Consider the following 21,829-nt stretch of genomic DNA (forward strand, 5'->3'; position numbering starts at 1 on the left):
TGGACGACTGATGGGTGAGAGGCCGGAAGCCCGGAGGGATCGGACTCCGGCGACGCGATTCGAGTCCCGCTCCGCCGACTGGCTCTCCTGCGCCGAGGCGCTGGCGCGGGTGATGGAGCACGCGCGGGCGCTTCCCGTGCTCCGGCTTCCGGTCGAGGCGGCGAGGGGCATGGCGCTGGCGCGGCCGGTGGAGAGCCCGGTCACCCTGCCCCCCTGGGACAACTCGGCCATGGACGGCTACGCGGTGCGGGGCGACTCCATCGAGGGGGCCTCTCCGGAAGCCCCCCGCACCCTGCGCGTGACTGCAGCCCTGCACGCGGGCGAGGTGGGCGGGGTAGCGGTGGGGGCGGGCGAGGCCGTGCGCATCATGACCGGCACTCCGGTCCCGGAAGGGGCCGACTGCGTGGTCCGGGTCGAGGACACCGACGCCGAGCGGAAACCGGGGCGGGTGGCGGTCTTCTCGGAGCGGGACCGGGGCCGCAACGTGCGCCCGGCCGGACAGGACATGCGGGCGGGCGAGACCGTGCTCGCGCGCGGGACCACCCTGGGCGCGGGCCAGCTCGGCGTGCTGGCGGCGTGCGGGCTCACCTCGGTGGAGGTGCACCGGCGGCCGGTGGCGGCGGTGCTCGCGAGCGGCGACGAGATCGCGCCGGTCGAGCGGTTCGCCGAGGTGGCGGCCGGGCGCGCCATCCCCGACACCAACGGTCCGATGCTGGCCGCCGCGGTGGCGGAGGCGGGGGGGGAGGGGGTGCGGCCGGGGATCGCGCGCGACACCGAAAAGAGCGTGCGCGAGCATCTGCTGCGGGGCGCCGCGCAGGCGGATCTGCTGATCACCATCGGGGGCGCGTCGATGGGCGAGGGCGACCTCTTCAAGCGAGTGCTCGACGAACTCGGGTACGAGCCCGACTTCTGGCGCGCGCGCATCCGACCGGGCAGCCCGGTCGGCTTCGGGCACCTGCCGGTCGAGGGGCGGGCGCCGGTTCCGGTGTTCGGGCTGCCGGGCAACCCGGCGTCGGCCTTTGTCACCTTCCACCTCCTGGCGCGGCCCTTCATCAGCGCGCTTGCCGGGCACCGCTACCCATTCCCTCCCGCCGTGCGGGCACGCGCGGGAGTGGCCATGGGGGGCCCCAGGGGCCTCGCGGTCTACCCGCGCGTGCGCCTGCTGCCCGCCTCGAAAGGTGGATGGACCGCGGTGCTTTCCGGCCATCAGAGTTCCGCGCTGGTCGCGCCCACGGGACGCGCCGACGGGCTGGCCGTCATTCCCGAGGGGGTGCAGCGCATCGCCGAGGGGGAGGAGGTCGACGTGCTGCTGTTCGGCGGCCCGGGCCTGCTTTCGGGCGAGACCGCAACCGGCCGATGAGGGCCTCGCCGGCGCGCGCGCCGCGGCTGGCCCGCACCCCCACAAGCGAACTCGACCTCCTGGCCCTCGTGGTCATCTGGGGGGTGAACTTCTCGGTGGTCAAGGTGGTGCTGCAGGAGGTCGAGCCGCTGGCCTTCAACGCGCTTCGCTTCCCCTTCGCGGCACTTACGGTGTGGGTTCTCCTGCGCGCGCAGGGACGGCGCGTGCTGCCGCGCCCCGGAGACTGGCCCAGAGTCGCGTGGCTCTCGCTCTTCGGACACGTCGCATACCAGGTCTTCTTCATCTTCGGGCTCTCGCTGACGCTCGCCGGCAACGCCTCACTCATGCTGGCGACAGTCCCGATGTGGATCGCAGTCCTCTCCCCGGCGCTGGGCCACGAGCGCTTCAGCTGGGTGATTCTGGGCGGAGTCGGCATCACGATGTCGGGATTGACGCTCGTCATTCTTGGAGGATCCGCGGGGATGGCCCTCGGAGGCGTGACCCTGCGGGGAGACCTGTTCATGCTGGCCTCCGCGGTGGTCTGGGCACTCTACACGGTGCTGGGACGCCGGGCAGTGCGACGCAACGGAGCGCTCGAGATGACCGCCTGGACCCTCTGGCTGGGGACGCCCGCGATCGTTCTGATGGGTTTGCCGGGCCTGTTGCGCACCGATCTGGGGTCGCTCTCGGCGGGCGCGTGGCTGGGAATCGCCTACGCCGGGGTGCTGGCGATCGGGCTTGCATACTTCATCTGGTACAGGGGCGTGCGGCGGCTCGGCAGCAGCCGGACCGCCGTATACTCCAACCTGGTGCCGGTGGCCGCGCTGCTCACGGCCTGGCTCTGGATCGGCGAGACGCCGCGCGCGTTGCAGGTGCTCGGGGCGGGCGTCATCTTGGCGGGCATCGCCGTCGTGCGCCTGGCGCCACCAACCAGGGCGGGCGACCGGGCCCGGCGCCGCGCCGCGCGGGAACGCCGGCGAGCCGAGAAAGCGGCACGATCCAGGAGGACGCCATCATGAATTCCGGCAAGGTCGCTCTCGCCCTCTTCGGGACGCTGTTGACCGCGGCGCCTCTCGCCGCACAGGACTCCCCCGCCGACTACATCGCCCTCATCGAAGGCGTACAGAGCCCCAGCCGCCAGGGGCTGGATGTCCTTACGCTGCCGGAGGTGATGGAGCGATTCGGCGTCCCCGGGATGAGCGTCGCCGTCATCCGCGACTTCGAGGTGCACTGGGCGAAGGCGTATGGAGTTGCGGATGTGGTGACCGGCGCCCCGGTGGACACCGAAACCCTCTTCCAGGCCGCCTCCATCTCGAAGCCGGTGACCGCCATGGCGGCGCTGAGCGCCGTCCAGGAGGGCCTGTTTTCGCTGGACGACGACATCAACTCGATCCTGCGTTCGTGGTCCCTCCCGGGCAGGGGCTTCACGGACGAGCAGCCCGTTACGCCGCGGCTGCTCTTCAGCCACACCGCCGGGCTGGGTGACGGGCACGGGTTCCCCGGCTACGCGCCGGACGCTCTCCGCCCCACCCCGGTGCAGATCTTCGAGGGAGACGCGCCATCGAACGTCGGACCCGTAGAGCTGGTGCGGCCGCCCCTCACGGCCATGCACTACTCCGGCGGCGGCACCACCATCATGCAGCTGGCCCTCGCCGATGCCCGTGACGAACCCTTCCCCGACCTCATGCGCCGGACCGTCCTGGAACCGGCGGGGATGACGCGGAGCACGTTCGAGCATCCCCTTCCCGCAGCGCTCGACGCGAACGCCGCGCGCGGTCACCGGGGCGACGGGCTGCCCATGGGAGTCGAGAAGTGGCACGCGTACGCCGCACTGGCCGCAGCCGGGCTGTGGACCACGCCCACGGACCTGGCGCGCTTCGCGATCGAGGTGCAGAAGGCGGCCCGCGGCGACCCGGACCGGGCGCTGTCACGGGCGAGCGCGCAGGAAATGCTTAGCCCGGTGGGCGTGGGCTCGTATGCCGTCGGCTTCCACATCGAACAGCGCGGCCAGGGCTGGTACTTCAGCCACTCCGGAGGCAACTGGGGCTTCGTGTGCTACCTGACGGCCCACAAGGCCAAGGGGTACGGGGTAGTGGTCATGACCAACTCCTCCGGCGGAGGCGGCCTCTACCGCGAGGTGCTGGAGCGGGTCGAGCGGGCCTACGGCTGGGATTCCCTGGACAAGCCGGTGCTGCGGTAGCGTATCCGGACGGATCCCTACCCGCCCGCGCTCTTCAGCCGCCGGATCTCGGCGGCCAACACCGGGGCCACCTCGAATACATCCCCGACGATGCCGTAGTCGGCGACGTTGAAGATGGGCGCGTCGGCGTCCTTGTTCACTGCGACGATGGTGCGCGCGGTTCGCATCCCGGCCAGGTGCTGGATCGCCCCGGAGATGGCGAGCGCGAAATAGAGCTTGGGCGCAATGGTCTTGCCGGTCTGCCCCACCTGTTCGCCGTGCGGGCGCCACCCGGCGTCCACCACCGCGCGCGAGGCGCCCAGGGCGGCGGTCGGCCCCAGCGCGTCGCGCACATCCTCGATCACGCCCCAGTTCTCCGGTCCGCGCAGGCCGCGGCCGCCCGACACCACGATCTCCGCCTCCGCCACGTCGACGCTTCCACCCGAGGCGGCCCGGAAGTCCACCGCTCTCCCTCCCGCCGGCGCTCCTCCGGCCGGGGTGAAGACCTCCACCCGGCCGGCTGCGGCGCGGGTGCCCGGGGGGAACACATGTGGACGGAGCGACACCACCGCCGGGCTGGCGTCGAAGCCGACGCGCGCGAACGCCTTCCCCCCGTATACGGGACGGGTCGCGACCAGCCCGCCGTCCACCACCTCCAGGCCGGTGGCATCCGAAGCCAGCGGGACGTCGAGAAGCGCCGCTACCCTGGGCGCCAGGTCGGCCCCCAGCGCGCTGGCGGAAAAGAGCACCGCCTGGTATCCGCCCCCGGCGACCATGCCGGCGACGATGTGTGCGTAGCGCTCCGCCTGGTACTGTGCCAGCCCGGCGCCCTCGGCCACCCGGATCATCCCCGCCCCGCGCGCGCCCAACTGCTCGCACTCCGCGCCCAGGCCGGGCCCGCCCACGGCGAGCGCGTGCACTTCTCCACCCAGGCCGCGCGCCAGTTCGGCCGCCGCCCCCACGACCTCGTGTGCCGTGGCGCGGATGCTCCCGTCGCGCTGCTCCACGAACGCAGCCACGACTCCTGCACCGGACTCCATCTTCGCCTCCGACCCGTCCTCGGGCATCGTCATCGGTTCGGCCAACACGGCAGCGGCGCTCACAGGGCTCCCGCCTCCTCGCGCAGCAGCCGGACCAGCTCGGGCACCGCCTCCACGCCCTCTCCCACGATCCGTCCCGGTGGTCGGGGCGCCGGGGGTTCCAGCGCCAGCACGCGCAGGCGCGCGGGGGGCATCTGGGCCGGTCGTCGCTCGAGCGGCTTGCGGCGCGCAGCCATGATGCCCTTCAGGGTGGCGTACCGGGGCTCGTAGGTGCCCTTGGTGATGGTGACCACGCTCGGCAGGGGCAAATCCACCACCTCCGTTCCGCCCTCCACCTCGCGGTGGCAGCGGACATGTCCGTCCCTAACCTCCAGCCGGGTTACCGCGGTCGCGCAGGGCCGTCCCAGCAGCGTGGCGAGCATCGGACCCACCTGCTGCTGGTCGTCGTCCGCGGCCTTCACTCCGAGCAGGATGAGCGGGGCATCGGTTTCGGCGAGTTCCTCGGCCAACGCTCTGGCGGTCGCGAGCCCGTCCATCGTGATTTCGCCCTCGAGCAGCAGCGCCCTGTGGGCGCCCATCGCCAGGCTGTTCTTGAGGCTCTCCGTGGCCCCCGCGTCTCCCACGGTCACCACCGTCACCTGGCCCGCCCCCAGGCCTTCCGTCACCTGCAGCCCCGCTTCCAGGGCGAACTCGTCGTAGGGGCTCACGATGTATTTCACGCCGCTGGTGTCGATGGAGACACCGTCTTCGCCGACGCGAATCCGCGTCTCGGTGTCGGGCACCCTGCGGATGCAGACGGTCACGTTCACTTCCGGGTCGCTCCGGTTTGAGGATCGGGACGGGAAGGCGACCGCCGCGCGCACACGCTCACGCCCGCCAGCCGGCCGCAGCCCAAGGAAGGTACACCGGATCCCGTTCAGGGGAATGGCGGTCCGGCTCGAAGGCGATGGCACCGGATCCCGATGCGCTCGCATCGTGTTGCGGCGGCATCAGAGCGTCGCCCCCAGCACCGCGAAGCAGACGGCCGCCGCCCCCCCGGCCAGCAGCGCGTAGGGCAGCTGCGTGCGCACGTGGTCGATGTGATCGGTGGCGGCCGCCATGGACGAGATGATGGTGGTGTCGCTGATGGGCGAGGAGTGGTCGCCGAAGATGCCGCCGGAGAGGGCCGCCGCCACGAACGGGGCGAGCGGCATGCCCAGCGTCTCCGCCACCGGCACCGCGATGGGCAGCATGATGGCGAAGGTTCCCCAGCTCGAGCCGATCGAGAACGCGATCCCGCCCGCGACTACGAAGACCAGGGGCAGGAAGAGCATCGGCGCGAGCACGCCCTCGGTGACCTGCGCCACGTACTCGCCGGCGCCCAGGGTGCGCGCCACCGACCCCAGGGCCAGGGCCAGGAGCAGGATCAGCGCCAGCGGCATCAGCCCTCCGGCGCCCTTGAGGCCGGTGCGGGTAAGCTCGTCGAGGCTCGCGCCCCTCTGCGCCAGGAGCATCAGCCACGCGGCCCCCAGGCCGACCAGCACCGCCCACAACACGCTGGTCGACCCCGACCCATCGAGCATCGATCCGCCGCCGGTCACGTACAGGCCGAGCGGCATGGTCAGCACCATCACCGCGATCGGCACCAGCATATTGCGCGCACGCGGGGCGATGCGGCCCACGGGCGTGGGCGAGAGCACGGTCTCGTCCACCATCGGTTGGGCGTTGGGCCACAGCACCTGCCCCTCCGCGGCCCGCATCTCGGCCCGCTTCATGGGACCGAGGTCGATCTTCCACACGATCGACGCGCCCGCGAGCAGGAAGGCGATGAGGGCGTAGAAGTTCACCGGAATCGCGGCGATGAACACTCCGAGCGCATCCTCCACGCCCAGTTCGTTCAGGATCCCCAGGTTGAGGGCTCCCCAGGCGTTCAGCGGGATGAGAATGCAGATGGGCGCCGAGGTGGAGTCGACGATGTAGGCGAGGCGTTCGCGCGAAATGCGGAAGCGGTCGAAGAGGGGACGCGACACGGCCCCCGCCACGAGCACGGTGATGTTCGATTCGATGAAGATCACGATGCCGATGATCCACGCCAGGAACTGGGCGCGGCGTCCGTCGGTGACCCAGCGGTTGCCCTCGATCCAGCGCACGAACCCGCGCACGCCGCCCGCGGCTTCCAGCGTCGCGATCATCGCCCCGATCACCAGGGTGAACAGGATCACCTTGGCGTTCCCGGGGTCGCCCAGCACCGCTACGGTCTGCTCGATGGCGGTGGCGAGGCCGGTGAGCGGGTTCCAGCCCTCGAGGATCGTCCAGCCGATCCAGATGCCCGCGGCGAGCGACACGTAGACCTGGCGGCTCCAGATGGCCAGCACGATCGCGAGGACGGTGGGAAGGAGCGAAATCCAGGAGGGTTCGTTCATCGGGTTCCGCCTGTGCGCCGGGAGACGTGAGGATTGCCGTGGAGGAAGAAACGCAGTTCGCGCTCGCGCGCCCGCGTCACGCCGATGCGCGGCGACCGCGCGATGATCTCTGCCGGAACCGGCTTCCGGGGAACGAGGCGGAGCGGCGCCCGGTCGAGCGTGTGCCCGTCGAGTTCGCCGGTGACGCCCAGCGCCTGGCAGAGGCGCGCCGGTCCGGAACACAGATCGCAGTGCCGGCCCCGCCGCGCCGCCATCGTGGCCTCACCCGTCACCGGCTCGAGCGCGCGCACCAGCACCGCGGCCGGAAAGTCCTCCCGGCCGGTCACGACGTTCAGGCACCAGTGCATGCCGTAGATCAGATAGACGTAGGCGATGCCGGGGGGACCGAACATGGAGGCGTTGCGGCGGGTGCGGCCGATCCGCTCGGCGGCGTGGGACGCCGGGTCGTCCGGTCCGGTATAGGCCTCCACCTCCACGATGCGGCCCGATGTCGTCAGGCCGCCGACGGTCGACTCCACCTCCCAGCCGAGCAGGCCGGGCGCCACCGCGCGCGCGCCACCCGACAGGAGGCCGGCGAGCGCCCCGTCCACGGCAGCACCGGATGACACCACCCGCTCGACGGGGCGTGCCCGGTCAGGAAGACCCGCGCCGCCGTCCCAGACGGGTCCGGCGCGCCGTGGCGGTTGCCTGCCTGTCGGCCTTCGATTCCGCCCTGGACCGGCGGGAGAAGTCGTCCTGCCAGGCTTCGGCGAGCTTGGCCACCCGATTGCGCGGCAGAACCCCGTTTACCTTGTCCGGGGAGTCGTGCAGCACATGGAACACCCGGTCGCCGAAGGCCTCGATGAGGCGTTCCGCGGTTTTCTCGCCCACGCCCCGATAGCGGTTGGCCAGGTAGCGCTGCACCGCGCTCGCATCGGTGGGCAATCCGAGCCGGGCGGGATCGAACGCGGGTTTCGTGTCCGCACGCCCGTCCTCGCCGGCGCGCTCATCCCTGTCGCGCTCGCGGGCCCGCTGGCTCTGGCGCCACATGCGCTGACGGGGCGAACGCGGTGTGCGGCGCCCTCCCTTCTTTGCCGAGGGCGACGCCGTCGGCTCCGCCGACTCTGCAGAGGCGGCCTCATCCACCGCCGCAGACGCGGCATCCCCTTCCCCCCCTTCGGGGGCCGCGCGCGGCGCAGGGGCCGCAGCCGTTGGCGACGCGCCGGATGCCGCTCCATCTGCGCTGGCGGGCGTTTCGCTCTCCTCTCGCGATCCCGTGGAGGCAGCGTCGCCCTTGCGCGCCCGGTGCGACCGCGGAAGCCGCACGACGAAGTTGCCCGCTTCGTTCCGGCGGATGCGTACGACGTCGTGCTCGTGGGCCTGCGTGAGGAACTTGCTGAACTTGCTGAACCCGAGCCCGGTCTCATCGAAGTTCCGGTCGAGATCCAGCATGCGGCGCTTCACGTCCGAATCCCGCGTCCAGCTGTTGTCGGGGCTGATTTCCGCCAGCGACCGGCGCAGCAGCTCGTACGCGTCGGCCAGCGGGTCCGCGCCCGTTGTCCCGTTCTCGGACGCGCCCTCGCGGCGGGGCTCGCTCTTCGGGGATTCCGCTTCGCCGGGGGCTGCAGCTACCCGCCCGCGTTCCGGCCCACCAGCCCCCCCCGCCCGGCTGCGCGCGCCCGGTTGTTGAGGGGTGGGGCTGGCTGCGGCATCTCGCTGACGCCCCCCCGCGGCAAGGATCTCGTGCTGTCCGTTCTCCAGCTTGCGCAGGCGCACGAGGCCGCGGGCGGCAGCTTCGGCAAGGAATCTGCTGAACTTGCTGAACCCGTGCCTGGATTCCTCGAAGCCCGGGCTCATCTCCAGCATCACCTGCTTGAGCCTGTCCGAGCGCATCACGTCCCCGCGCTCGATCATCTTCTTCGATGCCTCACTGACGAGATGCCAGGGGTCCACCGATTTGCCCTTGTCCCCCACGGAGGCCTTCTGGAGACCGGCGATGGACGAGTACGAGTAGTATTCGTCGCAGTTCTGGACCAGGATGTCGGAACTCGATTCCTGGATCCCGACCCCGATGACATACTTCCCGTACTCCTTGAGCTTCAGGACCAGACTGGAAAAGTCGCTGTCGCCCGTGAGGAGAATGTAGGTTCCGATTTCCGGACGAATGAAGACCAGCTCCATGCCGTCAATGGCCATGCGGATATCGGTGGCGTTCTTCTTCGAACTGCCGTATGCGGGCGCGAAGATCAGGTCGACCGACGCCTCCGAGAGCGGCACGATGTACTGGGGATACCGCCGCCAGTCGGCGTAGGCCCGCTGGACGGTGACCTTGCCCTTGATGATGTCGGAGTTGAGGAGCGTCTTGATCTCTTTGGAAAGATCGCTCCGGATGCCCATCGTCACGTTGTCGAAGTCGATGAGCAGCGCCGCGTTGGGCGCCGAAGACAGGATCGGGCCCGCCCCTTCGACATGCGGGGCGCGCGTGAAGTGGTTGATCATGTGATGTTCTCTCGCAACCGATGTTCCGGTCGCCGAGCTTCCCTCTCCGGTCCACCCTCTCTCCGGCGGCGCACGCCGTGATCGGTCGTGGAGCGGGGCTGGGAAGCCAGGGACCTAGCCGTGCCGGCGCAGGGCCTCGGCCCGCAACAGGCGAGCCAGTTCTCCGCGTCCGACCTTCCCGGCCGCCGTCGCCGGGAATTCGTCAAAAAAGTGGATCCGATCGGGCACCTTGTAGGTGGCCAGCGAGGGGCGGCACCACGCTCTCAACTCCTCCGCCGAGACCATGGCCCCTTCGATCATGTGCACGCAGGCGCAGACGGCCTCACCCAGGAGTTCGTCGGGGAGGCCCACCACCACTACATCCCGCACCGCCGGGTGGGTCGCGATTCTGTTCTCGACTTCCCGGGGATACACATCGAACCCAGCCTTAATGATAACATCGCCCTGGCGACCTACCAAATGCAGGTAGCCGTCCTCGTCCACGATGCCCATGTCGCCGGTGTGAAGGAACCGGTCGGCGTCGAAGTGCCGCCGGGTATTGTCGGGCTGCCGATGGTAGCCGCGCATCACGCCGGGGCCGCGAACCCGGATCTCCCCCAGGCTCTCGACCGGGAGCACGGACCCGTCGCCGTCGCACACGCGCACCGAGGCATCGGGCAGCGGCCGTCCCACGGTAAAGCGCTGCTTTTCGGGAGGATCTTCGGCGCGAGTCATGGACAGGGTGGACCCGGCCTCGGTGAGTGAATAGGCCACCTGCAGGTTCGGGCAAAGCTCCTCGCGCACATGGCGCAGGGCCGGATCCCCGATGGGGCCCCCGGTGACGATGCCGCTGCGCAGGCTGGAGAGGTCGCGCGGCATGCGCCGCTGCTGGTACAGCTCCGTCAGAAAGTGCGTGGGCACCCCGTAGTGCACCGTGACGCCGTGCCGTTCGATCAGATTCAGCGCCTCGTCGCCGTCGAAGCTCTCCTGCAGCACGATCGACGCACCCGTGCTCGCGGTGCCGAGGATGGCGGGACCCAGCGCAAAGGCGTGAAAGATGTCGCTGGGCCCGATGACGCGGTCCGTGGAGGTCACCCCCAGCTCCGCCACGGTCTGGCGCGCCGGTACCACCAGGTTGCCATGGGTCAGCTCCACCCCTTTCGGCTTACCGGTGGTTCCGGCGGTGTAGAGAATCGCGAAGAGGTCGTCGGAGGCGACGTCCGGGCGCGGACATTCCTTTCCCCGTCCCGCCGAGACCAGGTCTTCAAACTGGTAGATCTGGTCGTCGTACCAGAGGTCCTCTTCGCCGACGGTGATCACATAGCCCAGTTCCGGCAGATCCTCCAGCACGTCCTCGGCGAACTGCAGGTAGTCGATCCCCTCGAACATCTCGGGCGTCACCGCAGCCACGGCCTGCGAGTGACGGAGGCGGTAGCGCAGCTCCAGCGGCGGGAGGCGGGGATTCAGAGGCACCACGACGATCCCCAGCCTGGCCGCCGCGAAGACCGCCACGATGAACTCGGGGCAGCCGGGCAGCAGGATCGCGAGACGCTCGCCCCGCTCGATGCCCAGGTGGTGCAGGGATGCCGCCAGGTCGCGGGCCTGGCTCTCCACCTGGCCGTAGGTCATCATGCCGTCCCCGGAAAACAGAAACGGCCGGCCCGGAGCGGCGGCGGCGGCGGCCAGTACCGCGGCGGCAGTGGAGGGCAACGGACCTTGCGGAGAACTCATTCCGCCTCGCCAAGTACGGCCAGCACGACTTCGTCGGGCACGGCGTGCGTCCATCCGCCAGTCCCGTCCACTCGTCCGATGCGGTCCAGGAGGACGTAAGCGACGGACCCCGCGCGCATCTTCTTGTCGGTGCGCGTGCGCGCCAGCACGGCGGCGGCATCGGTGCCCTGAGGAAGGACCGTGGGGAGGCCGCAGGCGTCGAGCGCCTCGCGCAGCCGGTCGGCGGTACCCGGCGCGGTTCGCCCGATGCGCCCGCCCGCCCGCGCCTCCAGAATCATGCCGAGCGAGACGGCCGAACCGTGCGGAAGGGTGTAGCCCGATTCCGCCTCGAGCGCGTGCCCGAGGGTGTGCCCGAAGTTGAGCAGTTGCCTGAGCCCCCCTTCCCGTTCGTCGGCGCTGACGACGCGGGCCTTCAGTTCCACCGACCGGCGCACCACCGCTTCCATGGCGGCGCCGTCTCCAGCCAGCACCCCCGCGGCGGAGCGCCCGACCTCCTCGAAGTAGTCCTCGTCCAGGATCGCCCCGTGCTTGACCGCCTCGGCGAGCCCCTGGGCGCGCTCCGCCGCAGGCAGCGTGCCGAGGTAGTCGGGATCGGCAACCACCAGCCGGGGCGGGTGGAAGGCTCCGATCAGGTTCTTGCCGGCCCGGGTGTCCACCCCCGTCTTCCCCCCCACCGAGGCGTCCACCATGGCGATCAGGCTGGTCGGCACCTGCACCACCGGGATGCCCCGCAGCAGGGTCGCGGCCACGAAGCCGGCGAGGTCGCCGGTCACCCCGCCCCCGAGCGCGACCACGCAGCCGTCGCGTCCGAATCCGGCCGCCAGCAGCTCGTCGGAGAGGCGCGACCAGCTCCGGCGGATCTTGTTCTCCTCCCCGGCGGGAAAGGTGAACAGCTCCCCCCGCGCGCCGCCCGCGGCCAGGCCGTCCAGCAGAGCGTCGCCGTGCAGCCGGGCGACGTTGGAGTCGGCGATCACGGCATAGCGGTGGGCGGGCGCGTATTCGGCGAGCAGCTCCGGCATCGCATGGCGCAGGCCGCGGGACACGAGCACGGGATACCCTCGTCCCCCCCTCGTGCTCACCGGCACGGCGTGCGCCGCCGACGCGCGCGAACTCATGCGCCCTCCACGATCTTCGCCAACGGTGGAGCGGGTACCTCGCCGACCATCAGGACCGCCGCCGGCCGGCCATCCAGCATGCCGGGGTCGAGGGTCGCATCGGTCAGCGCCGCGGCCACCGCCTGGCCGCGGGACACGAACGCATCGCGCGCCGCTTCGTCCTCCCAGACCGACCACCACACCAGCCCCCGGCTGCCGCCGCCTTCCACAAGGGCAAACTGGTCGCCTTCCCAGCCGCGTATCGGCCGCCCATCCCCCGCGACCTCCTCGAAGAGAATCCCGATCTCCGCCACCCCGAGCGAGTTCGTGTAGGTCACCGAAGCACCGCCACCGGAGAACTCGATGTCGACCGGGGCATCCGGTTCGCGCCCGAATGCCCGTTCCGGTTCGAGCACCTGCTCGGTGGAGTGAGGAAGCAGCTCTCCGAAGGGAGGCGGCCGGCCGGGGCGCCGCTGCCACAGCACGCGGACATACTCGGTTCCCTGGACGTAGGGAAAGATGAGCGACTCGCGCACGATTCCGGGAGCGGTGCTCAGGACCGGTGACGAACTCGCGGCTCCCGCCAATGACGGCCCCATCAGGTCGATGAAGTTGGGAATCGCCACCAGGTCCACCTCCGCCCCCTGCTGCTTCTCGAGCGCGTACTCGAGCATCACGAGCGTGGCGTGGCCCTCGGCCGCCGCCTGGGCCGCGATCTGCCGGTCGTTGCCGCGCGCGCGCGCGGTCAGCGCGTCGAGGTCGACGGACTGGTCCTGGGCGGCATGGACGAGCTCGTGGACCAGCACGCTTTCCACCGTCTCCTCGTCCTGGCCGGATCTCACATAGAGCGCTACCGAGTCGGGATCGTAGAAGCCGGCGACCTGCTCGGTATACAGCGCCAGGAAGAGCGCCTCCAGATCGAGTGTTTCGGGCACGAGCCCCAGAAGCGCGTAGCTGTCGCGGATGCGCTCCACCTCGCCCTCCTGAAACTCCTCATCGAGCTTGAAGGTCAGATACCGGACCAGTTCCTCCTCGCTACGCCACTCGACGCGCACCGGCCTGGTAAAGCTGAACCCCGAGCGCTCGCTGATGTCCTCGAGCAGCGCGTTGGCCATCTCCTGCAGGGCGGCATCCGACGAAACGACCAATCCGCTGGTGGGCGATTCCTGGCTGCACGCAACGCTGGGCAGGAGGATGACGACCAGGAGCGCCCACCACCGGGCCGGCAACGCGGCCAAGTCGAGCATTCGGTGGATGCCCGGCCTCATCCCCGTCGCCCGGAACTCCCCGCGCGCCCATAGCGATCCGCGAGCCGGACCACGTCGTCCAGTTCGGGCGTCGACGCCTCCAGGATGTCCACGTCCGTCACCGCCTCCATGCGGTGCACGGTTCCGGGAAGGATGCGCACCGCATCCCCCTCCCTCATCATCCGCTCCTCCAGGTCATCCCGCGCGGGACCCAGCCACAGCCGCATCGACCCGGTCAGCATGTACAGGGTCTCATCCTTCTCACGATGGTACTGCAGCGAAAGCGCTTCGCCCGCGTTCACATGCAGGATCTTGCCCACGTAGCGTCCGGTGTGCGCCCAGATGAGTTCGTAGCCCCAGGGCTTTTCGACCCGGACCGAAAGTGTCTTCATCTCCAGGACTCCGCCAGTTGCCGCATCGCAGGGAATCTATCACCCGGGGCAAGTGCCGGGGACACCGGCTCCCGCCCGCGAAAACCCTCTGCAACAAACGCGCCCGCCACCCCTGCAGGCGGCGGGCGCGGATTGTTGCGGCATGCCGGCGCCGGCGTCAGCCTCCGAAGAACTCCTTGAACTTGTTCTTGTAGTCGTCGCTCTGCTGCACCCACATCTCGGTAATGGACGTGATGCCGTCCGGCTCCAGCACCAGCAGATAATGCGTGAACGACGCGAAATCGCCGACCTGCGCGGCTTCCAGGCGGTCCATCGCGTTTCCGCGTGCATCCAGCGTGATCGTGTTGCCCCGCGACGAAGTGCCGACGCCCGTCGGCGATATGGCCGCGAGGTAGCTCTGGTAATGCAGTCCCGCAGGTGGCGCCGGCAGCCGGTTGAGTTCCACCAGCAGCGAGCTCTCGTAGAAGGACCCGGCGCCCGAGCCTCCACCGAAGAAGGGCCTTATCCCCCCGTCCGCACCCAACTGGCCGAAGGTCATGGCCCCCTGCTGCATGAGGTTGGCGGAGCTCAGGTACTCCTGGAAGAGGAACGGCCCCCCGTTTGGCGAACTCGCCTGCCCGGACTCCGCGCTTACCGCGACGTGCGTGAAGTCGGCGAAGTCCTGATCCATCGACACTTCCAGCTTCGCGTGGTACACGTCCTCCGAGGATGACGGCGAGAAGGTCGAGCCCATCATCATCATGTCCATGTCCATCGCGGGGTAGATCGTGGCATCCGCGGCAGAGTAGGAACTCGAGCCCGCGTCGTACAGCCAAAGCTGGTACGAACCACCGGAGAGCGGCGAGAAGCCTTCCAGCGTGACATCGATCTGGCCCGGCGCGGCGAAGGAGTTGGCGCCCCCGGAGAGCTCGGGTGCGTTGGGCACCACACCAGCCGGGAAGGGCGCCATGGCGTTGTTGATGACGTTGCCGTCGGCATCGACGTCGGGACCCAGCTGCATCCGGACGGTCGGCGGCCCCTCCGGAATGGCGTCCTCGCCCGGCGGCCCCTCGTACAGGAGCAGATAGTTGTACTGCCCGGGCGCGACGTTGGCGCCCACTTCGTTCGAGCCGAACGGGGCGTTGGCCGCAGTGAAATCGCCGGCCGTGGTGACCTCCGCGCCTTCCGCCGGCACCGGCCAGAGGTCGCCGGGAGTGGCCCTGATGATGCAGTCGACTGTGCCGTTGCCGTCGGCGTCGGTCTCGATGATGCCCAGCGCCACCGGGTTGACGGGCGCGCCTACGCGCGTGATCGCGCTGTAGTTACACGTGACGCCCGAATAGACCAGTTCCCGCCCTGGGAGGAACGACAACTCGTCGGGAGCATCCACCGGAAGCCCCGTCAGCACCTGGTTGTGGTCCAGGTCACCGTTCACCTGAAGCGCCATGCGCGCCAGGACGACCGTATAGACCGTGGAAGGCTCAAGACCCGTAACCTCACCCCACATGTCCCAGTCGCCGGGCGCAAAGGCCGGGTTGCTGGAAATCGAAACCAGTTCATACATGCCGAAGTGATTGCCCAGCGCGGCCGAACTCTCCTTGAGGGCGGGAAGCCGGGGATCCTGTGAGGAGTTTCGGACGGCAGGGCCCATGTCCACGGCGGGGGCCGTAAACTGTCCATTGTTCACGTCGCGGAAGAACCCCCCCGCTCCCGTCCCCCGGTCGAACCCGTCCGGAACCGAGAAATCGAACCCGGAGACGACCGCCTTCGAGAGCGCGACCGAGCCGGAGGGGAACACCGCATCCCCGGGCGCGATCGTCATCTTTAGGACCGGCCGGTCCTCGGTGAGGTCGGTGATGTTGTCGGTCTCGCAGGCGGCCACGAGGAGCGCGCCGCACAGGGCGACGCCCACCGCGTGCAGCCGGATTCGCGTGCGTGCTGCTTTCATTTGATCGCCTCCTGCCCGCTAGCGGTTGAGTCCGGGGACGTACGTCAACCCGATCGACAGGCGGATGTTGTGGATCATGTCCTGTTTGTCCGGGAGGTCGGTGCGTTCCGCATCCGGGAACCGGCAGGTCCCGTCGCTCTTGCAGTTGCGGAGTCGCTCCTGGACCGGGTTCAGGACATCGCGGTCGAAGTCCCGGTAGATGACGTCGCGCACGTCCACCTGGATCCCGGCGGCCTCCGTCACCGCGTAGCGCACCCCCGCCCCCCCCAGCACCATCTGATGGGTCACGCGCCGGAAGTCGTCGTTGGCCTGCGTATCCAGGTAAAGCGTGGCTCCGCCCCCGCCGACGACGACATATGGATCCAGCGAGCTTCCCGGCATGACGCTGATGTGCGCGTTCAGGCCGTAGTGGAGCGCGCTCAGCGTCTGGCCTACCTCGTAGATGCGGGTGCTGTCGGCACCGAAGTCGATGGCGGCCACGTAGAAGCTGCCGTCTGTGTCGGCGCGGTGGAACTGAATCGCAGGCCCCACCGCGATGCGCGGGGTGAGCTGATACAACGCCTCCAGCGCGAGCATGGGGCTGTTCATGAGCGAACTCGACGGGGCGTACATCTGGGTTCCCGCGGATACCTCTACGCTCCAGGCGCCCTGTTCGGACTGGGCGTGCACGGCCGAGGGCAGCGCCATCACCAGCCCGGCCAGCGCCAACCGGTTCAGTACTCTCATCAGTCTATTTCCTCCCGTTTTGCCACGGGGTAGCACGGCCAGGCCTCCCTCTCTGCAAGCGAGCCGCATCAGAACTGCAGCTGGAAGCTGAAGACCTGGATGTTCTCCAGCTGCTCCATCGACGTGTAGGCGTAGTCCACGCTCAGCGTGCCCAGCTCCCCGACCGGGAGCCGCAGGCCTCCACCCGCCGCGGCCGCGTGCATGAGCCCGTGGTCGATCTGGTCTTCGTTCGCGAAACGCTTGCCGGCCCGCACGAACGCCAGTCCCATGAAGCCGTACTCAAGTCCAAGCGCGGTTTCCTGGGGCGCGTCGACGGGATCGTTGATGTCGGCCATCAGCCGGAGCGACTGGTCCGCGTCCGGAGATACGATCGCATCGGCGCCCCCGATCAGGTCCAGCATCACGCTGAAGCGGAACGACGTGGGGAGCTCGAGATGGTCGGTCGCCGCGGACAGTTCCACCACCCGGATGAAATCGGCGAGTTGGGACTCGGAGAACGAAGTGTTGACCCGGCGGTCAAGCAGGTTTCCCTGGAATCGGCCCGAAGTCCCGAGGTTGGTGAGCGACGCCCCGAGGGTGACGCCGTAGAGCCCGGTGCGGAACACCGTGCTCATGTCGACGCCGACGTAGCTCGCCGTCGCGTTGGTGATCCCTTCCTCGACCACCTTGCCCGCCACGCCCACCGTGAGGCGGTCGGTGATGGGCTGCGCGAAGTGCAGCCCGATCGCGGTTCCCGTCCAACTGAAGGCCGCGGCGGTCGGATCCTGTTCGCCCCCGTAGCCGGCGTTGGGCCAGTACTCGCTCTGCCAGGGCATTTCCCCGGAGTCGAGGGTGTTCACGCTCACGCCGATGCGGGTGAACCCGAAGGGCATCACCACGCCCACAAAGGTGTGCTGGATGTCGAGTTCCTCGAAGAGCCGCGCCGTCGTCATTCCGGCGGAAAAGCCGTCGATGCGCGACATGGCCGCGGTGTTCCAGTAGAGCGACGTGACATCGTCCGACGCCGCTCCGAAGGCGCCTCCCAGCGCCTGGCCCCGCGCGCCGACGCCCAGCGCGAGGAAGGCGGCGCCCCGGGTTCCGACCCGGGTCACGATTTGTTCCGGCGTCGAGGTCAGCGTTTCCTGAGCCTCAAGCATCTCCGCCGTCGCCACGAGCGTGAGCGCTAGCAGCAGTGCACGGTTCATTGATCTATCTCCTTGGCCTCAGGCTCAGCGAATGACGACGAACTTGCCCATCTTCTTCTGGCCGCCGGATTCGAGAACGAAAATGTACAGTCCCGCTCCCAGGTTGGTGCGCTCGCGGGTCTGCATGTCCCAGTTGAGGTCACCCCCGCAGTCTCCGGCGCCGCAGTAGGCATCGATCCCCTGGAGATCCTCGGGACCATAAATGATCTCCTGGATGAATCGCCCCGCCACGTCGAAGATGCGGATGGTCCCTTCCTGGGGAAGGTTCGTGAACTTCAGAACCCGTGCGTCGGTCGCGCGCTCGAACGCGCTTGCGTACAAGTACGGGTTGGGCACCACGTGCACGTCGTCGAGGGAAACCGCACCCGTCGCCGCGGCCTCCGCCGCCGTGATCGCCCTTTGAACGTCCACCACCACCTCGTCGCCCGACTGAAGCGGGACCAGCCACGGGACCGTCAGCGTGACCTGCTCGGTCACCGGGATGTAGCCGGATTCGGTCGACCCTCCGGTGGTCGGATCGCAGGAGGGACGCGGGGCGTCGCAGCCGAGGGTCACGTCGAAGGTCGCGACCGTGGCCGTTTCCGTCGCGGGCTGCCCGCCCGCGTCGAGGACCGTGTTGCCCTGGTCGTCGGTCACCTCCCGGGTCACGGTCTCGACGAAGTAGATCTGGTCGCCCGGCACCCACACGCCCGCCGGAACCTCCACCCGGGCCGTGTCGACCCCCTGTCCGACGAGCACCGATTCCTGGTGGTCGACCACCGCAATCTGCACATCGCGGCCGTAGGTGTTATTGCGCACCGAGAACGGAAGCGAGTACGACTCCAGGGCTTCGACGTCCGGATTGACCTCCTGAACGGCTGCCAGGACATCCTCGCCCGTGCTCGAGGTCGAGGCCGCCGGCCGCCCCGACAGGGATGCGGCTACGGTGGCCTCGATCGCGGGATCGGGAAGCTGGAAGGGCGCGCCAGCGCCCCAGGAGTCCGCGTTCCAGACGATCGCGTACTCTCCGTACTCGTCACCGCCCGCATACCCTGACGGACTCGTCAGCCACCACACGGTGGGCTGCACGCGCGGCGCGACGGTGTCGGCCGATTCAGTGGTGAAAACCCTGGACGGCGGGTCCAGCGTACCCCCCTCCGCAGCGTCCACCGACACCGTGAAGAAGGGAAAGTCCTCGCGGCTGAAGAAGGCGCCGGGGGTGGCCTCGTCGCCCTCGAGGGTGGTCGACGCGAGCAAGGGGGTGGACCCGGCGGCAACCACCATGCCGAAGCCCCCCTCGAACACGGTGGTGCGCTGCATCGAGCTCTGCATCGCGCTGTCCACCGGCAGTTCCTCCAGCCCGGACATGGTCACGGTGCCGGACCGGTTGAAGTCCACGCTGGCAATCACGACCTCCTTCGGCTCCCCCTCCATGCCGGTTATGGTGCGCACCGTCTGCGCGGCCACGGTGGTCTGGGAGGAGGTCGGCGAACCGGTATCGTCCAGGTTGTCCACCTGGTTGACCACCAGCTTGTCGCCGAAGACGACGCGGTACTGCCCGGAGACGGGCGAGGTTCCGACCACGGACAATTCGACCGGCACGGTGGAGTTCCCGCTGCGGGAGACCTCGTTCAGTTCGGCCCGGCTGGCACCTGCCGCGAGGTTGAGGGGCGCGTACACCACCGCCACGTTAGGGTTGGTGCCCGACGCGGACACGGCTCCGATCAGCTCGGGCGCGAACACCACCTCCTCGGCCAGCAGCGAGTCGACGTGCGTGCCGCGCACCACGTTGAATGTGGCTCCGCGCGTCTCCGTGACGATGGAGTAGGTGTAGGTGACGCCGGGGATCAACGATTCGTCCTCGAATACGTTGGGCAGCGTGCCATCGTCCTCGGCCTCGAAGGTGGTGTAGGGCTGCCACCCGAAGTTCGACCACTTGGAGGTCTCGTCGAAGACCGGGTCGCCGTCGCAGTCCCCGTCCTGCGTCCAGGTGGAACCCCCGTCGCAGGATTTGAAGACGTGGATGGCGGCCACGTTGTTGTTGGAGCGTGCCGCGATCGAATCCGCCAGCCAGTAGTTGCGCGCGACGTCGGCGCTCACATCGAGGTTGGCCAGGTAGGGATCGACCCATTCCTCCGGGGTATCGTCGAAGAAGAGCGAGATCTCGTTTCCGTCGATCTCACCCGTAGATGCGGCCTGGCCTCCAACCACATCCACCGCGGATATCACCGGCGGCGGCGCCGTCTCGGGCCCGAGGTACATCTGCTGGTAGAAGCCGATGGCGTTGTCCAGGGCGGACTCCATCGAGGTGGAGTCCGCGGCGCCCACCAGCGCCACCACGAAGGGGACGGTGTCGCCGGGGGCCATGTGCACCGGACCCACGGCGATATCGGCGATATTGCCGTAGCTGTTGGTATAGCCCGACGGAAGCGTGTCCGCCCACAGGGCCACGCACCCGCGGCTGCCGCAGGCGTCTGCGTAGATGGTGTCCGGCTGGCCATCGTGGTTCCAGTCCCAGGTGGGCGCACCCGCTTCACCCTCGCCAGGGACGTACTTGTTGTAGACCCCCGTGCGCTCCGGCCACGCTTCCGGCCGGAAGATCCGGTGGTAGGCGCCGTCGGAAAGGTCGCCCGGCGTCTCCCCGTCCAGCGTGTATTCGCCGATCGAGGCGAAGTGCCCGAAGTGGGCGCGCTGGCTGCGGCTCCAGGTGCGCGGAATGCAGCCCCCGAACCCGCACTGGCGCTGGTGCTGGAACATGATGGTGTCGCCGGCGCGCGGGTGCGCGGGATTATAGAAGTCGCTCGACGGGTCGCTGAAGAGCTTGTAGCGCGCGTCGCCGATGGGCGTCTTGAGGAACACGATGCCCGCGCCCGCGGCGCCGTTGTCCCAGTCGTCGCTGCCGGTCCGGTTGCAGCCGGAACCCGGGGGATCGATCGCGTCCGCGCAGCGGCTTCCGGTCTCTTTCCAGAGCATCGCGCTGCGCACGGGATCGAAGTAGTGGGCGTCGCCCTGCCCCTGCAGCAGCGGATCGACGTTGATGCCGATGTAGACGGAGTCGTAGGTCATCCCGACGCCGTACACTTTCTCGGACTCGTTGACGATGATGGACTGGAAGTACATCACGTTTCCGACCGTCGGAAGTCCGAAGTAGAACCCGTCGTAGAACTGGGTGAGTCCCAGCGGCCAGCCCGCGTAGTTGGGCGATCCGGCGCCTCCGGGAATCACCGTCCCGTAGCGTTCGAGAGCGTTTCGGTACCAGTCGCTCAGCTCGCCGTAGGTCTGCCAGTCGCCGAGGAACTTCTCGGTGCTCTGCATCTCCTCGGGCACGCGCCAGAACGCGAACGGATCATAGCCGTACGGATCCATGGAATCGTACATGGCCCCGAATTCCGGCGCGGAGGCCTGGAGTTCCAGATACGATTCGGCCGGGATCGGGTGGCTGCCCTGCCATCCGGATGCGGGGAGCGTCGTCTCGCAGTCGGAGGTAGGAGTGAGCTGGAATCCGGAAAACATCCAGCCGTCACGCGGGGCCGAGTGATTCGTGCAGGTGGCGTCCTCGGTGGTCTTGGCCGCCAGGTTCAGCAGATCGACCGGGCTCCGGTCTGAAGCCCACAGCTTGTCGCCCCCACCCTGTACCGCCCCCCCGATGATGAGGGTCGTCATGTTCACCGTATAGCCGCCGCCGCCGAGCCCGCTGGTGGCCGGGTCGATCACGTCCGGCAGGTCGCTCGCGGGCGCGCCCCACTTCATCCCCATGTCGAAGATGGCGGAAGTGTAGAATCCGTTGATCTGGCGGACATACCAACCGGTGCGGCAACCGAAGTTGAAGCGGCTTGAGAAGCCCTGGATGTTCTGCAGGCACCATACGTTGGATCCGTTGGTGCGAACCCCGGCCGCGCCCTCGTCGCCGAACGCCCGCAACTGGAAGAGGTTCGGGCGCGTTGGCACCACAAGATCGTTACCCACACCCCCCGCGTCGATGACCGTCACGTCTTCCTGGGCTCGCGCTTCGCCGGGCGTACCCAGCGGCAGCACCAACAGGCCCGCGATGAGGAGGCCTCCTCTGCGCGTAAGAAGTTTCTTCATGAGAACTCCGATTGGACAAGTTTGGCGTCTCTTTGCATGCCGGCGG

16 protein-coding genes are annotated in these 21,829 nt (G+C 68.9%); 3 read left to right on the forward strand and 13 right to left on the reverse strand.

Going from position 1 to position 21,829, the window contains the following annotated elements; translation table 11 throughout:
* Positions 1-10 precede the first annotated feature (10 nt).
* The 3 genes from OXU32_04745 to OXU32_04755 are packed head-to-tail and all read left to right on the forward strand — an operon-like array spanning position 11 to position 3,539.
* Positions 11-1,360 (forward strand): molybdopterin molybdotransferase MoeA, encoded by a 1,350-nt coding sequence (locus OXU32_04745; GenBank protein ID MDE0073277.1) that lies wholly within the window; start codon positions 11-13, stop codon positions 1,358-1,360.
* Positions 1,357-2,358, forward strand: a complete 1,002-nt coding sequence (locus OXU32_04750; protein ID MDE0073278.1) for a DMT family transporter — start codon at positions 1,357-1,359, stop codon at positions 2,356-2,358. Before OXU32_04745 ends, OXU32_04750 begins: the two co-directional genes overlap by 4 nt.
* Complete coding sequence (locus OXU32_04755) at positions 2,355-3,539, forward strand: serine hydrolase (GenBank protein MDE0073279.1); 1,185 nt, start codon at positions 2,355-2,357, stop codon at positions 3,537-3,539. The genes OXU32_04750 and OXU32_04755 overlap by 4 nt, the downstream gene beginning before the upstream one ends.
* 17 nt (positions 3,540-3,556) lie before the next feature.
* Here the strand turns inward: OXU32_04755 and OXU32_04760 are convergent, their stop codons facing one another.
* The 13 genes from OXU32_04760 to OXU32_04820 all read right to left on the reverse strand — a co-directional run bounded on the left by OXU32_04760 (position 3,557) and on the right by OXU32_04820 (position 21,783).
* Positions 3,557-4,621: an electron transfer flavoprotein subunit alpha/FixB family protein gene (locus tag OXU32_04760; GenBank protein ID MDE0073280.1), complete on the reverse strand. Its 1,065-nt coding sequence runs from the start codon at positions 4,619-4,621 to the stop codon at positions 3,557-3,559.
* Positions 4,618-5,361, reverse strand: coding sequence for an electron transfer flavoprotein subunit beta/FixA family protein (locus OXU32_04765; protein ID MDE0073281.1), 744 nt, complete (start codon positions 5,359-5,361; stop codon positions 4,618-4,620). Before OXU32_04765 ends, OXU32_04760 begins: the two co-directional genes overlap by 4 nt.
* A gap of 186 nt (positions 5,362-5,547) precedes the next feature.
* A complete protein-coding gene (locus OXU32_04770) occupies positions 5,548-6,960 on the reverse strand; it encodes a C4-dicarboxylate ABC transporter (GenBank protein ID MDE0073282.1) in 1,413 nt (470 codons plus the stop codon).
* Positions 6,957-7,568: a DNA-3-methyladenine glycosylase gene (locus OXU32_04775; protein MDE0073283.1), complete on the reverse strand. Its 612-nt coding sequence runs from the start codon at positions 7,566-7,568 to the stop codon at positions 6,957-6,959. The genes OXU32_04770 and OXU32_04775 overlap by 4 nt, the downstream gene beginning before the upstream one ends.
* Before the next feature lie 25 nt (positions 7,569-7,593).
* The gene (locus OXU32_04780; GenBank protein MDE0073284.1) at positions 7,594-9,438 is read right to left on the reverse strand and encodes an NYN domain-containing protein; all 1,845 of its coding nucleotides are present in this window, start codon (positions 9,436-9,438) and stop codon (positions 7,594-7,596) included.
* 114 nt (positions 9,439-9,552) lie between these two features.
* Positions 9,553-11,148, reverse strand: a complete 1,596-nt coding sequence (locus tag OXU32_04785; GenBank protein MDE0073285.1) for an AMP-binding protein — start codon at positions 11,146-11,148, stop codon at positions 9,553-9,555.
* The gene (gene aroB / locus OXU32_04790) at positions 11,145-12,263 is read right to left on the reverse strand and encodes a 3-dehydroquinate synthase (GenBank protein ID MDE0073286.1); all 1,119 of its coding nucleotides are present in this window, start codon (positions 12,261-12,263) and stop codon (positions 11,145-11,147) included. Before aroB ends, OXU32_04785 begins: the two co-directional genes overlap by 4 nt.
* Positions 12,260-13,510, reverse strand: coding sequence for a hypothetical protein (locus OXU32_04795; GenBank protein ID MDE0073287.1), 1,251 nt, complete (start codon positions 13,508-13,510; stop codon positions 12,260-12,262). The genes aroB and OXU32_04795 overlap by 4 nt, the downstream gene beginning before the upstream one ends.
* Positions 13,507-13,881: a cupin domain-containing protein gene (locus tag OXU32_04800; protein ID MDE0073288.1), complete on the reverse strand. Its 375-nt coding sequence runs from the start codon at positions 13,879-13,881 to the stop codon at positions 13,507-13,509. The genes OXU32_04795 and OXU32_04800 overlap by 4 nt, the downstream gene beginning before the upstream one ends.
* Positions 13,882-14,038: 157 nt before the next feature.
* On the reverse strand, positions 14,039-15,808 hold the full coding sequence (locus tag OXU32_04805) for a hypothetical protein (protein MDE0073289.1): 1,770 nt from the start codon (positions 15,806-15,808) through the stop codon (positions 14,039-14,041).
* Positions 15,809-15,826: 18 nt separating this feature from the next.
* Positions 15,827-16,534, reverse strand: coding sequence for an outer membrane beta-barrel protein (locus OXU32_04810; GenBank protein MDE0073290.1), 708 nt, complete (start codon positions 16,532-16,534; stop codon positions 15,827-15,829).
* Positions 16,535-16,602: 68 nt separating this feature from the next.
* The gene (locus tag OXU32_04815) at positions 16,603-17,718 is read right to left on the reverse strand and encodes a PorV/PorQ family protein (GenBank protein ID MDE0073291.1); all 1,116 of its coding nucleotides are present in this window, start codon (positions 17,716-17,718) and stop codon (positions 16,603-16,605) included.
* Positions 17,719-17,742: 24 nt separating this feature from the next.
* Positions 17,743-21,783 (reverse strand): T9SS type A sorting domain-containing protein, encoded by a 4,041-nt coding sequence (locus OXU32_04820; protein MDE0073292.1) that lies wholly within the window; start codon positions 21,781-21,783, stop codon positions 17,743-17,745.
* Between the last annotated feature and the right edge of the window lie 46 nt (positions 21,784-21,829).

This window comes from Gammaproteobacteria bacterium, from assembly GCA_028819075.1.
In the GTDB taxonomy this organism is placed as follows: Bacteria; Gemmatimonadota; Gemmatimonadetes; order Longimicrobiales; family Gaopeijiaceae; genus BD2-11.

What these genes read in the sequence shown, in the direction of transcription:
- OXU32_04745 (MDE0073277.1), top strand. Translation starts at nt 11, where the DNA reads ATGGGTGAGAGGCCGGAAGCCCGGAGGGATCGGACTCCGGCGACGCGA.
- OXU32_04750 (MDE0073278.1), top strand. Translation starts at nt 1,357, where the DNA reads ATGAGGGCCTCGCCGGCGCGCGCGCCGCGGCTGGCCCGCACCCCCACA.
- OXU32_04755 (MDE0073279.1), top strand. Translation starts at nt 2,355, where the DNA reads ATGAATTCCGGCAAGGTCGCTCTCGCCCTCTTCGGGACGCTGTTGACC.
- OXU32_04770 (MDE0073282.1), bottom strand. Translation starts at nt 6,960, where the DNA reads ATGAACGAACCCTCCTGGATTTCGCTCCTTCCCACCGTCCTCGCGATC.
- OXU32_04780 (MDE0073284.1), bottom strand. Translation starts at nt 9,438, where the DNA reads ATGATCAACCACTTCACGCGCGCCCCGCATGTCGAAGGGGCGGGCCCG.
- OXU32_04785 (MDE0073285.1), bottom strand. Translation starts at nt 11,148, where the DNA reads ATGAGTTCTCCGCAAGGTCCGTTGCCCTCCACTGCCGCCGCGGTACTG.
- aroB (MDE0073286.1), bottom strand. Translation starts at nt 12,263, where the DNA reads ATGAGTTCGCGCGCGTCGGCGGCGCACGCCGTGCCGGTGAGCACGAGG.
- OXU32_04795 (MDE0073287.1), bottom strand. Translation starts at nt 13,510, where the DNA reads ATGAGGCCGGGCATCCACCGAATGCTCGACTTGGCCGCGTTGCCGGCC.
- OXU32_04800 (MDE0073288.1), bottom strand. Translation starts at nt 13,881, where the DNA reads ATGAAGACACTTTCGGTCCGGGTCGAAAAGCCCTGGGGCTACGAACTC.
- OXU32_04805 (MDE0073289.1), bottom strand. Translation starts at nt 15,808, where the DNA reads ATGAAAGCAGCACGCACGCGAATCCGGCTGCACGCGGTGGGCGTCGCC.
- OXU32_04810 (MDE0073290.1), bottom strand. Translation starts at nt 16,534, where the DNA reads ATGAGAGTACTGAACCGGTTGGCGCTGGCCGGGCTGGTGATGGCGCTG.
- OXU32_04815 (MDE0073291.1), bottom strand. Translation starts at nt 17,718, where the DNA reads ATGAACCGTGCACTGCTGCTAGCGCTCACGCTCGTGGCGACGGCGGAG.
- OXU32_04820 (MDE0073292.1), bottom strand. Translation starts at nt 21,783, where the DNA reads ATGAAGAAACTTCTTACGCGCAGAGGAGGCCTCCTCATCGCGGGCCTG.